General features: G+C 29.7%; 12 protein-coding genes. 11 read left to right on the forward strand and 1 reads right to left on the reverse strand.

Going from position 1 to position 14,226, the window contains the following annotated elements:
• The first annotated feature begins 92 nt into the window (after positions 1–92).
• Positions 93–416, forward strand: coding sequence for an iron-containing alcohol dehydrogenase (locus tag ABVS04_RS06820; protein WP_368029921.1), 324 nt, complete (start codon positions 93–95; stop codon positions 414–416).
• Positions 417–421: 5 nt separating this feature from the next.
• A complete protein-coding gene (locus tag ABVS04_RS06825) occupies positions 422–649 on the forward strand; it encodes a hypothetical protein (RefSeq protein WP_368029922.1) in 228 nt (75 codons plus the stop codon).
• Between the two features lie 199 nt (positions 650–848).
• Here the strand turns inward: ABVS04_RS06825 and ABVS04_RS06830 are convergent, their stop codons facing one another.
• Complete coding sequence (locus tag ABVS04_RS06830; RefSeq protein WP_368029923.1) at positions 849–2,009, reverse strand: Opr family porin; 1,161 nt, start codon at positions 2,007–2,009, stop codon at positions 849–851.
• Between the two features lie 137 nt (positions 2,010–2,146).
• On the opposite strand from ABVS04_RS06830, the gene ABVS04_RS06835 reads away from it, so the two are divergent.
• The 9 genes from ABVS04_RS06835 (at position 2,147) to nifK (ending at position 14,197) form a co-directional block, all read left to right on the forward strand.
• Positions 2,147–4,555 (forward strand): molybdopterin-dependent oxidoreductase, encoded by a 2,409-nt coding sequence (locus ABVS04_RS06835; RefSeq protein WP_368029924.1) that lies wholly within the window; start codon positions 2,147–2,149, stop codon positions 4,553–4,555.
• A gap of 1 nt (position 4,556) precedes the next feature.
• Positions 4,557–5,108: a hypothetical protein gene (locus ABVS04_RS06840; RefSeq protein ID WP_368029925.1), complete on the forward strand. Its 552-nt coding sequence runs from the start codon at positions 4,557–4,559 to the stop codon at positions 5,106–5,108.
• Positions 5,109–5,142: 34 nt separating this feature from the next.
• Positions 5,143–5,829: a response regulator transcription factor gene (locus tag ABVS04_RS06845; RefSeq protein WP_368029926.1), complete on the forward strand. Its 687-nt coding sequence runs from the start codon at positions 5,143–5,145 to the stop codon at positions 5,827–5,829.
• The gene (locus ABVS04_RS06850; RefSeq protein WP_368029927.1) at positions 5,822–7,474 is read left to right on the forward strand and encodes an ABC transporter substrate-binding protein; all 1,653 of its coding nucleotides are present in this window, start codon (positions 5,822–5,824) and stop codon (positions 7,472–7,474) included. Before ABVS04_RS06845 ends, ABVS04_RS06850 begins: the two co-directional genes overlap by 8 nt.
• A 1-nt stretch (position 7,475) precedes the next feature.
• On the forward strand, positions 7,476–9,155 hold the full coding sequence (locus ABVS04_RS06855) for an ATP-binding protein (protein WP_368029928.1): 1,680 nt from the start codon (positions 7,476–7,478) through the stop codon (positions 9,153–9,155).
• Between the two features lie 684 nt (positions 9,156–9,839).
• Complete coding sequence (gene nifH, locus ABVS04_RS06860; RefSeq protein WP_368029929.1) at positions 9,840–10,754, forward strand: nitrogenase iron protein; 915 nt, start codon at positions 9,840–9,842, stop codon at positions 10,752–10,754.
• 37 nt (positions 10,755–10,791) lie between these two features.
• Positions 10,792–11,154: a hypothetical protein gene (locus tag ABVS04_RS06865; RefSeq protein ID WP_368029930.1), complete on the forward strand. Its 363-nt coding sequence runs from the start codon at positions 10,792–10,794 to the stop codon at positions 11,152–11,154.
• A 30-nt stretch (positions 11,155–11,184) separates the two neighbouring features.
• Positions 11,185–12,642: a nitrogenase molybdenum-iron protein alpha chain gene (gene nifD / locus ABVS04_RS06870; RefSeq protein WP_368029931.1), complete on the forward strand. Its 1,458-nt coding sequence runs from the start codon at positions 11,185–11,187 to the stop codon at positions 12,640–12,642.
• Between the two features lie 10 nt (positions 12,643–12,652).
• Complete coding sequence (gene nifK / locus ABVS04_RS06875; RefSeq protein ID WP_368029932.1) at positions 12,653–14,197, forward strand: nitrogenase molybdenum-iron protein subunit beta; 1,545 nt, start codon at positions 12,653–12,655, stop codon at positions 14,195–14,197.
• Positions 14,198–14,226: the final 29 nt, after the last annotated feature.

The following is a 14,226-nucleotide window of genomic DNA, read 5'->3' on the forward strand; positions in this document are numbered from 1 at the left end:
GATTAAAGGACTCTTCCCGAAATTTACCAAAAGGTACAGGTTGTTGAACTTTTTATTTTAACTTAGAACCTTTTAATTCTGAGTATGAATTTATGTTACCGCTCCATGGCTTAGTTGACGCATTTGTTCATACATGTGAACAGTATTATTTAACATATCCAAATACATCACTTTTACATGATGGTTATGCTCAAACTATCTTAAGAGGTTTGCATAAACTAGCACAAGATTGGCAAAATAGAAAAACACCTTTATGGCAAGAAAATCTTATGTTATTAGCAAATCAAGCATTAAATGGATTTATAGGTTCAGGTGTTCCTCAAGATTGGGCAACACATATGATAGGACATGAAATTACTGCATTTTATGGACTTGACCATGCCCAAAGATTAGCAACATACAACCACATCTTTTAAGAGTTATGATTGAAGATAAACAAGAGAAATTAACTCAAATGGGGAAAGAAGTTTTTGATATGCCACATAATTATGAAATGGTAATTGAAGCAATCGAATATATGTATCAAAGTATTGGAGTTCCAACAAAACTAAGTGCATATAAAACAGATGATAAAGTTATAGAGAATATTACAAAGGCTTTAGAAGCCCATGGAATGACAGCATTTGGTGAAAGAGAAAATTTACTTTAGATAAAGTTAAACAAATTTTAACAATGTCATTGGCTTAGATTTAAAACAAAAGATTTTAAAGAAATACCCCTAAGTAAAAATTTCAGGAGAAAGAGTTTTGTTAAAACGCTTAGGGGGTATTTAAAAAAAATTAAATCTTTTATGAATAAATTTTAACTAAAGAAAATCGCAAAAAAATCGAATTAGTAAAATTTATTTATCAAAATGAGTATGTAAGTGTAAAGTTAATTTGATCGTAATCAGAAACACTAGACTTACTATCTTCATCTACTACTGTATATCCTAGAGTAGCTTGTAAATCTTTCATAACTGGGTAACCCAACCATAAAGATGTTTCATGTACTCTTTGCCTTTCACTTCCTGCATCATATTGCGTAGTACCATAAAGAAGTGATGCTGTTAAATCAGCAAATGATTTACCAAGTCCTACATAAAATGTTTCTGCACCTTTACTATAAACATAATCACCTTCTTCAAAAGGAACAATTATTTCACCTGAACCTTGATTATATCCTGGGAATAATGCATCATCATCAACTTTTACATATCCAATATATGGAGAAAATCCTGCTATTGAAGAACTAAGCATCAAATCAATAATATTAGAATCAGCTTCTGAACTATCATCGTCATTACTTATTGCATAATGTAATCTAAGTGCAGTATCTCCAAATGTTAAATTTGTTCTAGCACCATAAATATCTTTTACATCAGGCATTACTAAACTATATCCAGTTACTGAGATAGTTTCATCAAACTTATGTGTCAGTCCTAATTTATAAACACCTTTATCACCGTTGATATCACTCATTGGTCTATAATCTCTTGAGTAAATTCTACCTTGTCTTTCTGACCAAATAGCTTCAATTGAAGTATTACCAAAAATTGCATCAATTTTTAATGCATCATGTGTTTTATTAATCCAATCAGTTGAAATAGCTTGTCTCCCAGCTTTTACTGAAATATTTTCTAAATTATAAGCTAAAAATAACTCTTCAAGGTCAGCAGTTTGATTACTTCCATTTTTTTCATAGAATCTTCCTGTAGCATCACCTGTTCCCGTACCTGTTTGTGCACTATCATCTTTTTCAAAAATTGTTCCATATGCTCTAAATTTTGACGTTAAACTTAAATTGTTCCATGCACCTGTTTCATATTTTAGTGCAAATGAACCAACTCCATATTCTGAATCTCTATAATATGCATCTTTATCTTTATCAAAACTTCTATTTTCATAAGTAGCCGCAACTTCACCACTTACTTCTCCATTTGTTAAAGCTTCTTTAAAGTTTTGTGCATTTGCACTAGAATAAAATGATAAAGTAGTGATAACTACTAAACTTAAACTAATTTTTTTCATGTTAACTCCTTTTTATGTTTGAAAGCTTAACTCAAAAATAAAGCAAAAAAATCGAATGAAAATATATATTTATTCGATTTTTTTGCCTTATTTTATTGTTACAATTCTTTTATAATAAATCGAATTAGGAGAATAAGATGAATAATTCAAGAAGAGATTTTCTAAAAAAAGGTGCTTTGGGAACAACTGCTGTTGCTTTAAGTGGAAGTATGAGTACTATAACTGCTGGCATACTAGAATCAAAAACGGTAAAAATTCCAAGTGCTTCTCACTTTGGTGCATTTTATGCCCATGTAAGAGATGATAAAATTGTAGATATAACTTCTCAGTTAGATTCAGATGCAAATCCAACTGTTATAGTAAAAGGATTAGCTGATAGAAATAGCTCAAATTCGAGAGTAAAATATCCAATGGTGAGAAAAAGTTACCTAGAAGGAAAAGGTCGAGGTGATTTAAGAGGAAAAGAAGAGTTTGTAAGAGTATCATGGGATAAAGCTCTTGATTTAGCAGCTGATGCTATTAAAAAAGCACAAAAAAAAGGTGGTAATGAAGCTATATATAATGCCTCTTATGGAGGATGGTCACTTCCTGGTGCATTTAAGCCAAATGTTTTAGCAGGGAGATTTTTTAATCAAATTGGTGGAGCAATTGGAACAGCTGGTGAATACAGTAATGGTGCTGCTGGTCCTGTTAATCCAACAGTTGTTGGTGATATGGAAGTTTATTCTATTCAAACTGCACATGAACAGATTATTCAAAATACAGAAGTGATGGTTTTATGGGGAGCTGATTTATATAAAACAAATAGAGTTGGATATTCAGTACCAAATCATAGATGTTTTGATGCATACGAAGAGTATAAAAAAGCAGGAATTAAGTTTATTTCAATTGATCCAATATATACAGTAAGTGCAAGTGAATTCAAAGCTGATTGGATAAAAATAAGACCTGGATCTGATGTTGCAATGATGATGGCAATGATGAACTATTTATATAAAACTGGAAAATATGATAAAGCATTTATTGAAAAATATACACATGGATTTGATCAATTCTTACCATACCTTTTAGGGAAAACTGATGGAATTGATAAAACAGCTAAATGGGCTGAGAAATTAACAGAAGTACCTGCAAAAACTATTGAAGATTTAGCTGATATCATGATTTCAAAAAGAACTATGATAGCTGGAAATTGGGCAATGCAAAGAGCTGATCATGGTGAACAAGTTGATTGGACAATTATAACTTTAGCTTCAATGCTTGGACAAATAGGACTTCCTGGTGGTGGTTTTGGATTCTCAATGCATTATGAAGGTGGTGGAGATGCTGCTTCTGGGAAAAGAACTGTTGGAGGATTGAGTCAAGGTAAAGGTGGCGCTGTAAATCTTACTATACCAGCTTCAAGAATGAGTGATTTGATTAATAAACCTGGTCAAACAGTTACATATAAAGGGAAAGTGATTACTTATCCAAAAGTTGAATTTATGTTAAGTGCAGGAGCTTCACCAATTGGTCATCAACCTAATGTAAATGAACTTATTGAAGCTATGAGAAAACTTGATACTATTGTTGTATTAGAGCCTTGGTGGACACCAACAGCTAAGATGGCTGATATTGTATTCCCTGCAACTACAACTATGGAAAGAGATGATATAGCTTCAGGTATGTCATATTCAAATGATAGAATTTATGCAATGAAACAAATTGTAAAACCAAGATATGAGTCTAAAGATGATTATGAAATTTTCACGCTTTTATCAAAAAGATTTGGAACAGATAAAAAATATACAAGAGATAGAACTCCAATGGATTGGTTACAAAAACTGTACACTAGATCACATGCAAGAAGAGAAATGAATATAACTTTTGAAGAATTCTGGGAAAAAGGTAGTGTTCATTACGAGATTCCAGATGAAGCAAGAAAATATGTAAGACATGAGGCATTTAGAAAAGATCCTATCGCAAATGCTCTTAAAACAGAAACTGGAAAAATTCAAATTTTTTCTGATAAATTTGCAAGTTATAATTATGAAGATTTCAAAGGTCATCCAATGTGGTTTGAACCAAAAGAGTGGCTAGGAAGTAAAGAGTTGATAAAAAAATATCCACTTCATTTAGTATCTCCTCATCCAACATATAGAATTCATTCACAAATGGATAATACTTGGGTGCAAAATGTACATAAAGTACAAGGGCGTGAGCCTATTAGAATTTCACCAAATGATGCGAAAAAATTTGGAGTTATAGATGGAGAAATAGTAGAAGTTTATAATGATAGAGGAAGTTTATTAGCAGGAGTCGTGGTTACTAATACAATTAGAGATGGTGTTGTAGCAATAGAAGAGGGAGCTTGGTATTCTCCTGAAGAGACATCTTTAAATAAACCAAGATGTAATTCAGGTCAAGTAAATGTGTTAACATCATCAAGACCAACATCACAAATGGCAAGTGCAACATCAGTAAATTCAACTTTGGTGTCTATAAAAAAAGTGGATGTAGTTAGTCCAAATGTAGCATATAACCCACCAAAAATTCAAGGAGCATAATATGAAAACAATTTTACAAAAATTATTAATAACATTACTTGCAGCAGGAAGTTTTTCTCTTGCAAGTGCTGATGAGATGTTTATTTTTCAAACAGCTGAGGTGAAAATAGATAACAATAAAGGAACTCTTTATATAGGAACTCCTGTAAATGTAATAAAAAATGTAGATGATAAAAATGTCTTAGTAGAATTTTCAGGGATAGCATTTGATGATAAACTTTATTCAAATAAAGATAAATCACTTTTAATGGCATCTGTAGAAAAAAGCACTCTTGGTGCAAAAGGTGAAGCAAAAAAAGTTCAAGCAGTAATTGAAAAAGGGTATTTAACAAAAGTACCAAGTGAAGTTTGGGAAGAGCATGAAGAATTCTTCTATGAAACGTGTACACAATGTCATGCTGCTCACCAACCAACTGAACATTCAATGCTTGAATGGGATGCTATTTTACAAACAATGAGTGGATTTGCACAACTTTATACAGATGAATCTGAGTATTTAAGTAGATATCTAAAAGCAAATGCAAATAATGGTTTTTATCCTGAAAAAAAATAAAGATTGAGTATAATAAGCAAAAAAGGAGAAGAGTATGACAAAAGATGTAATTGAAAAACTACAAAGATTAACTCTTCTTTATGCTGAAGATGAAGAAGGCATAAGAAAGAATATTGCTGATAGTTTAAGTTATTATGTAAAAGAAGTGATAGAAGCATCAAATGGAGTAGATGCCTTTGAGCTTTATTCACAAAGAAAGCCTGATATTATTCTAAGTGATATTCATATGCCTATTTTAAATGGACTTGAATTTGTAAAAAAAGTAAGACAAGAAGATAAAAAAATTCCAATTATAATGATAACCGCACATACTGATAAAGAGTATTTACTTGAAGCCGTTGAACTTAAAATGGAAAAATATATAGTAAAACCAATCGAATTGGAAGTACTTTTTGGAGTATTTAAAAAGTGTCTTGAAAGTATAGAATTTAATAAAAAAATCATTTTAGAAATAGACAATAATTATGCTTATGATTATGATAAAAAAGAACTAAAATATAAAAATGAAATAGTACTTTTAAATAAAAAAGAGATTAGTTTCTTTGAGTTATTAATAAAAAATCAAAATAGAATAGTAAGTTATGAAGAGTTACAAGATAAAGTTTGGATAGATGATGTTATGACAGATAGTGCTTTACGTTCATTGGTTCGAAATCTCAGAAAAAAACTTCCAACAGATATAATATTTAATCTTTCAGGAATAGGTTATCGTTTTGTATAAAGTATTTTTTTTACTTTTATGTTTTGTAAGTTTTGTTTTTTGTGAAAGTCATATTGTTCCAAAATTCGAATTTAGAAAAGATGAAAATCATAAAAATATTGCCCCTGCTTTACATCCAAAATCTCATATAAATATTTTTTTACCTTCAATTCCTTACTCTTATGTAGCGAAAGCCACAAATGCAGCTCTTATAAGATCTTATGATAATGAGCAAACTTGGGTTTATGATTTGGCAAAATCCCACCAAAGAGTAGATGATTTTACATATATTTTTGAATTAAGAGAAAATCTAAAGTTTCAAGATGGTGTTGATTTTACTATGGAAGATGTGATTTATAATTTAAACTATTTTAAAAAACATCCTCTTTTATATACAAATATTGACAAAATAGATTTTGAAGTAATGAAAATTGATAAGTATAAATTTAAAATAGTTTTAAAACAAAGATATGAAATGTTTCTAACAGATTTAGCAAGAGTATACTTTTATACAAAAGAGTATTTAGATACATATAATCCTATAGGACAAGAAACAGGAACTGCAAATAAAGAAGCAGGAGCTTTTGGTTTGGGACCTTATATTTTAAAAGAAGGTTTTGCCTTAGGTGAGAAGCAAACTGAAAAGCTAGAACTAGTTGCAAATCCATATTATTGGAATAAAGAGTTCCCCAAAATTAAATCAATTACAGTATATACACAATTGGATATAAATGAAGCAATAAAAGATATAAGCAGTAAAGAAGGTGAACTTGATCTAATGCCAATTCCTTTTAATAAAAAACTTGACATTATACTTTCTGATTATGCAAAATTAATTGTTTCAAAATCAACTGATAATTTCGTAATATTTTTTAATCTTATAAATGGAAATAAAAATCTTCAAAATAAAAAAATAAGACAAGCTTTAAATCAAGCTTTAAATCAAGAAAATTTATTAAATTTTGTCTATAAAAGAGAAGGTGAAATTTCACCTTTTGCAGCTTCGATAAATTATCCTATAGTTAAAAAAATAGCAAATGAATATAAATTTGAAGAGATAAAAATTCTTGAAGAAGAAATTTTTACTCTTTTAAATGGATTAACATTAAATATTTTTACTCAAGATAGATTTATGTTTTTATTAAAAGGTATAGAATTCCAATTAAAAAAATATGGAGTGGTATTTAATTATACAATTACAAATAGTGAGAAAGATATATATAAACAACTTTTAAGTACAAATACAAATAAAAATACACAAAATTGGGATTTACTAGTTTGGGGTGATGATGATTGGTACTATCAAAATCCTTGGACAGTATTTTTTATTTATGAAACAAGTGGAGCTTGGGCAACTATTGGAAGAGATGATTTAATGCAAGATTATATACAAAAATATTTTGTATCAAAGTTAGGAAGTAGCGAATATGAAGAGGTTACTAAAGATATCCTTTTTAGAGCAAAAGACATGGCATATACACTAAGAGTTCCATCTTTAAATAAAGTAATTGCAGTAAACAAAGAACTTTTATACATACCTTATGAAGGTGGAATTATCCCTCTTTGGGAAATTCAAATAACAAATAATCATTGGTCAATTAGAGAAAAAAAAGAGTATGATGAGAATTTGAAGAAATCAATGAAAGCATTGAGAATAGTAGAATAATATGAGATTAATAAATAATATAAATATAAAATTTAAACTAGGAATTCTGTTTCTTATTTTGTGTCTATCTATTGCGATTTTGGCATTTAAATCTATAAATATAAGTGAACAAAATAAAAATACTTTACAAGTTGTTCATAGTAAATCCCAAGAAGTTTTAGAACTTCAAAATAAAATAATTACCCCTTTGTATAAAGCTCGAGAATTAACGCAATCACTTGTAATGGCTCCTAATAGAGCAATAAGAGTAGATATTGAAAATGACTTAAATAAACTAATAATAAAAATAGATTTAGAATTTGGAGTATTTAATCATGAAAGAAAGATTATTATAGAGATGTGGGATTCATATAAAGATTTGATTAAAGAAATAAAAAATGATTTGAATGAAGGATTTGAAGAGGCTGCTTATATAAATGAAACAACATCAAGTAGGAAACAGTTTAATATACTTTTAGAAGCACTTTTAAATATCCAAAGTAACTCTTTAAATAACTCTACATTAGCTTATAATAATGCTGTTATTGAAACAAAGAATGTAAAAATAGAAATACTTACTTCAATATTATTTATCTTAATTGTTTCAACTATTATTGGATTGTTAATTTCAAATAATATTATCAAATCTATATATGCTGTTCAAAATGGTTTAAATGATTTCTTTGATTACTTAAATCATAAAAGAAGTAATGTAAATAAAATAGAGATAGTATCAAAAGATGAGTTTTATCAAATGGCAACAAGAATAAATCAAAATGTATCTATTGCCCAAAATAATATTGAACAAAATGAAGAATTTATTAAAAATGCAACAAAAGTTTTAGAAAATATTGAGCAAGGAAATTTAGGAACAAGACTTACAAAAGATACAAATAATGAAGCTCTAAATGAGCTAAAATTTATGATAAATAATATGATAGATAATCTTGAGTTTAAAATACAAGAAGAAATAAATAAAAGATTAGAACAAGAGCAAATATTAATACAGCAATCAAAACTAGCTTCAATGGGTGAAATGATAGGAAATATTGCCCACCAATGGAGACAGCCTTTGGCTCAAATATCAGCAATTCATATGAATATGAAGGTTACTTATGATTTTAATAAGTTTACAAAAGAGTATATGGAAATGAAACTAAAAGAGGCAAATAAATTGACTTCATATATGTCTCAGACAATTTCAGATTTCCAAAATTTCTTTAAACCCCAAGGTGAAAAAGAAGATTTTAGCATAGAAAAAGCATGTAGAGATGCTTTTTTTATTTTGGAATCATCTTTAAAATATCATGGGATAGATGTAACTTTCAATATCACAGAAGATACTATTATTCATGGATATAAAAATGAATATTCACAAGTAATACTAAATATATTAAGTAATGCAAAAGATATCTTAATTGAGAGAAATATCCAAAACCCAAAAATAGATATAGAAATAAAAAATGGAAATAATTATGCAATAGTAAAAATTAAAGATAATGCCGGAGGAGTAGATAAGTCAATAATTGAAAAAATCTTTGAACCGTATTTTACTACAAGACACCAAACTCAAGGTACGGGAATAGGTCTTTATATGTCAAAAAATATCATAGAAAGAAATATGCAGGGATATATAAATGTTTCAAACGTAGAAAATGGTGCATTATTTACGATTAAAGTGGATAAAGAAATAAAAAATTAAGGCTCTTGAATAGGCAGAATTATCTGAAATTTTACTGAATAAAAACTAAAAAAAAATATATAACGTAGACATATTCACCAAAAACTCTTACATTTGGAACACAAAGTACTCATATTAGTTTTCCGTGTTCCACAAAGTGTTCAAAAAGTAAAAACTACAAAGTTCCACAAACATTAAGGAATTAAGGAACAAATAAAGAGACTTTTCAAATCATATATTTTAAATTTCATCCAATCTTCCTTCAAAAAATATAATCAATTAAAAAAGTGTTAGACTCCAGCTTTACAATCAATTCTGCTACCTTGTTTTATAAGTTCTAATGTTTCTCCCATATTGAACTGTTGTTTCATTTGAGAGAAATTTTTAACACTCCCTTTTAAGTACAAGCTTATAAAAAAATGCCTACTTTTTTTAATTTTATAGTTCTTATACCATCTAAATAATTCTTATAATCTACACATATTAGATTTTTTTGTAAGTGGTTTTACAAAAATATTTACAAAATTTGTATGAATAAAATGAGATAAAAAATGTCTTAAAATAAATTTATAAATTTTCTTTACTTCTCAAAGCTCGTTTTTTAGGGATATTAAAAAATATTTATAAATATTTATAAAATTTCTTTTCAATGGAACGCAAAGTGCAATTATCTATTTTGTAAACAGATAAATCAAAGGAGATAAAATGTCAGCATTAAGACAAATAGCGTTTTATGGAAAAGGTGGAATTGGTAAATCAACTACTTCTCAAAATACTTTAGCGGCAATGTGCCACTACTATGGTCAAAAAATATTAATCGTTGGTTGTGATCCAAAAGCAGATTCAACTAGATTAATTTTACATGAAAAAGCTCAATGTACAATTATGCAATTAGCTAGTGAAGCTGGAACTGTAGAAGATTTAGAATTAGAAGATGTATGTAAACCAGGTGCTGGAGAGTTTCACCCTGATAATAATGACATAACTGAAGGTTATATCAATTGTACTGAATCAGGTGGTCCTGAGCCAGGTGTTGGATGCGCTGGACGTGGAGTTATTACAGCTATTAACTTCTTAGAAGAAGAGGGTGCTTATACAGACGAATTAGATTTCGTTTCTTATGACGTTCTTGGGGATGTTGTTTGTGGTGGATTTGCTATGCCTATTAGAGAAGGTAAAGCACAAGAAATTTATATCGTAATGTCAGGTGAAATGATGGCTATGTATGCTGCTAATAACATTTCTAAGGGTATTTTAAAATATGCAAATACTGGTGGAGTAAGACTTGCAGGTCTTATTTGTAACGCTAGAATGACAGATAAAGAGTATGACTTAGCTAAACACTTAGCTAAACAAATTGGTACTCAAATGATTCACTTTGTTCCTAGATCTAACCACGTTCAAAGAGCTGAGTTAAGAAGAATGACAGTTGTTGAATATTCACCAAAACATGATCAAGCTATGGAATATAAAGAATTAGCAAGAAAAATTATTGCTAATGATTTAAAAGTTATTCCAACACCTCTTGAAATGGATGATTTAGAAAATCTATTAATGGAATTTGGTTTAGAAGAAGAAGCTGATATTGAAAATGTTGGTAAAAGAGCTGAAGAAGCTTAATAATAAAATAAATAAAAAATAAAAGAAGGAGAATATTATGTTTGTATGTGGATACCACTTCCCAGCTGAAATGGGTAATGATGTAAGTTTTGACAAAGTTATAGAAAAAGTAGAAAAAGGTGCTGGTGATGTTACTGGGAAAACTGTTACATTAACAAATGAAACAAAAGAGGGAACTATTTTAGAAACATTAACTGTTCCAGAAGGAACATTCGCTCACACTGCTTTTGTTGATTATTATATTCAAACTGAGTGTGCAGAAAAAGATGGTTTCAAAATGGTTTATTACACTAATAAGTATCAAATTTCTGAAATCTCAAAATCTGTTGATGGTGATGCAACTAAAGATATTTGTAAAAAATTAGATGACATGAATCTATATAGAGTAAAAGTAGCATAAGCTACTTTTACTCTTCAAAAGGAGAAAACTATGGGACCAGAAACATTAGAAAGTCTACAAAAAGAAGCTCTTGCTGAAGTGCTAGATTCTTATTCAGACAAAGTAAAAAAAAGTAGAGCAAAACATTTAGGTATTGATTCACCAGAAACAGGTAAAGGTTCTTGTGATACAACAAAAAGTAATAAACAAACAGTTCCTGGAGTTATGTCTCAAAGGGGATGTGCGTACGCAGGTTCAAAAGGGGTTGTTTGGGGACCTATTAAAGATATGATTCATATCTCTCATGGACCAATTGGATGTGGACAATATTCAAGAGGTGGTAGAAGAAATTATTATATAGGTACAACAGGTGTTGATACATTTGTTACTATGAATTTTTCTACAGATTTTAATGAGAAAGATATTGTATTTGGTGGGGATAAAAAACTTAAAAAAGCACTAAATGAAATTGATGAATTATTTCCATTAAATAATGGTATTTCAATTCAATCAGAGTGTCCAATTGGTTTAATTGGAGATGATATTCATGCAGTTGCAAAAATGCATAAAAAAGAGACAGGTCATCAAACAATCGCAGTTTCATGTGAAGGATTTAGAGGGGTTTCACAATCACTAGGTCACCACATTGCAAACGATATGATTAGAGATTATATTATGCCTGATCATTCTTACAAAAAAGATTTCGAATCAACTCCTTATGATGTATCAATTATTGGAGATTACAACATCGGTGGAGATGCGTGGTCAACAAGAATTATTTTAGAAGAAATGGGTTTAAGAGTTATTGCTCAATGGTCAGGGGATGCAACTTATAAAGAGTTAGCAATTGCTCCTAAATCAAAATTAAACTTATTACATTGTTATAGATCTATGAACTATATAGCAAGACATATGGAACAAGAATTTAATGTACCTTGGATGGAATATAACTTCTTTGGACCAACAAAAACAACTGAGTCTTTAAGAAAAATTGCTTCATTCTTTGATGAATCAATTCAAGAAAAAACAGAAGCTGTTATTGCTAAGTATACAGTTATGACTGATGCTGTTATTGCTAAATATAGACCAATGCTAGAGGGTAAAAAAGTTATGCTTTATGTTGGTGGATTAAGACCAAGACACGTTATTGGAGCTTATGAAGATTTAGGAATGGAAGTAATTGGAACTGGTTATGAATTTGGTCATGGTGATGATTATAAAAGAACAAAAGATGAAATCGAAAGATCTACACTTATTTATGATGATGCAAATGAGTATGAATTAGAAGCTTTTGTTAAAAAATTAAGACCTGACTTAGTAGCAGCTGGTGTAAAAGAAAAATATGTATTCCAAAAAATGGGATTACCATTTAGACAAATGCACTCATGGGATTATAGTGGTCCTTATCATGGATATGATGCTTTTGCAATTTTTGCAAAAGATATGGATTTAGCGATCAACTCACCTGTATGGAACCACACAAAAGCTCCATGGGAAAAAGAAGCGTAAGGAGAACGGTATGCAAGACGTAGATAATATAGTAAATGGACAAAAACTTTTTTTAAAGCCAGAATATCAAGAAGTTTTAAAAAATAAAAAAGAGTTCGAGAGTGCAGCTGGTGCTGTTGCTCCTGAAAAAGTTGCAGAAATACAAAAATGGACTGAATCTTGGGATTATAGAGAAAAGAATCTAGCACGTGAAGCTATTACGATTAACCCTGCAAAAGCTTGTCAACCTTTAGGTGCTGTAATGGTAGCTCTTGGGTTTGAAAATACAATGCCTTATGTTCATGGATCACATGGATGTGTTGCATATTTTAGAACATATTTCACTAGACACTTTAAAGAACCAACTCCATGTGTTTCAGATTCAATGTCTGAAAGTGCAGCTGTATTTGGTGGTTTAGCTAATATGAAAGATGGTTTAAGAAACTGTAATGCACTTTACAAGCCTGAAATGATTGCTGTTAGTACTACTTGTATGGCAGAAGTTATTGGAGATGATTTAAATGCATTCGTACTTGGTGCTAGAAATGAAGCTGAGGGTGAATTAGATAATACTTTAATTACTCATGCTCATACTCCTTCATTTGTTGGATCTCATATTACAGGTTATGATAATATGATGAAATCAACATTAGAGCAATTAAGCGAAGGTGTTACAAAAGAAGTAGATGAAGAAAGAATTAATATAATTCCTGGATTTGAACCATACTTAGGTTCATTAAAAGAGATTAAAAAAATCTCTAAAATGTTCAGTGATAAAATTGTTATGATTGGTGACCATGAAGAACAATGGGATACAGGAGCTGGTGAATATAAATTATACGCTGGTGGAACAAAATTAGATGATGCAAAAACAGCAATAAATGCAAAAGCGACAATTAGTTTACAAAAGTATTCAACAATTCTTACAGCTAAAACATTAAAAAACAAATGGAAACAAACTTATGAGTCTTGTAATCCAATTGGTTTAAGTGGAACAGATGCTTTTGTTATGAAATTAGCAGAATTAACAGGTAAAGATGTACCTAATGAACTAAAACAACAAAGAGCAAGACTCGTTGATGCAATGCAAGATTCTTATCCATATATGCATGGTAAAAAAATTGCAATCTGGGGAGATCCAGACTTCTTATTGGGAATGGTTTCATTCTTAGTGGAAATGGGTTCAATTCCAACTCACATTGTGTGTAACAATGCACCAAGAAAAGGTTGGGAAGATGATATGAAAGCTATTCTTTCTAAATCTGCAAGAGCTGCTGAATGTAATATTTGGCCAGGAAAAGATCTATGGCATTTAAGATCTTTATTATTCACAGAACCTGTTGATTTTATGATTGGAAATGTTTACGGAAAAGAACTATATAGAGATACAAAAATACCTTTAATTAGAATTGGATTCCCAATTTTTGATAGACATCACTTACATAGATACTCAATTAGTGGTTATGAAGGTGGATTAAATCTATTAACATGGATTACAAACTCTATCTTAGATCAATTAGATGAAGAAACTAAAAATATCGCAGAAACAGATTATTTCTTCGATTCAGTTAGATAATTCAAAAACTAGAAGACTTTCTTCTAGTT

Source organism: Arcobacter sp. s6, assembly GCF_040884245.1.
Taxonomy (GTDB): domain Bacteria; phylum Campylobacterota; class Campylobacteria; order Campylobacterales; family Arcobacteraceae; genus Aliarcobacter.

What these genes read in the sequence shown, in the direction of transcription:
- ABVS04_RS06820 (WP_368029921.1), top strand. Translation starts at nt 93, where the DNA reads ATGTTACCGCTCCATGGCTTAGTTGACGCATTTGTTCATACATGTGAA.
- ABVS04_RS06825 (WP_368029922.1), top strand. Translation starts at nt 422, where the DNA reads ATGATTGAAGATAAACAAGAGAAATTAACTCAAATGGGGAAAGAAGTT.
- ABVS04_RS06830 (WP_368029923.1), bottom strand. Translation starts at nt 2,009, where the DNA reads ATGAAAAAAATTAGTTTAAGTTTAGTAGTTATCACTACTTTATCATTT.
- ABVS04_RS06835 (WP_368029924.1), top strand. Translation starts at nt 2,147, where the DNA reads ATGAATAATTCAAGAAGAGATTTTCTAAAAAAAGGTGCTTTGGGAACA.
- ABVS04_RS06840 (WP_368029925.1), top strand. Translation starts at nt 4,557, where the DNA reads ATGAAAACAATTTTACAAAAATTATTAATAACATTACTTGCAGCAGGA.
- ABVS04_RS06845 (WP_368029926.1), top strand. Translation starts at nt 5,143, where the DNA reads ATGACAAAAGATGTAATTGAAAAACTACAAAGATTAACTCTTCTTTAT.
- ABVS04_RS06855 (WP_368029928.1), top strand. Translation starts at nt 7,476, where the DNA reads ATGAGATTAATAAATAATATAAATATAAAATTTAAACTAGGAATTCTG.
- nifH (WP_368029929.1), top strand. Translation starts at nt 9,840, where the DNA reads ATGTCAGCATTAAGACAAATAGCGTTTTATGGAAAAGGTGGAATTGGT.
- ABVS04_RS06865 (WP_368029930.1), top strand. Translation starts at nt 10,792, where the DNA reads ATGTTTGTATGTGGATACCACTTCCCAGCTGAAATGGGTAATGATGTA.
- nifD (WP_368029931.1), top strand. Translation starts at nt 11,185, where the DNA reads ATGGGACCAGAAACATTAGAAAGTCTACAAAAAGAAGCTCTTGCTGAA.
- nifK (WP_368029932.1), top strand. Translation starts at nt 12,653, where the DNA reads ATGCAAGACGTAGATAATATAGTAAATGGACAAAAACTTTTTTTAAAG.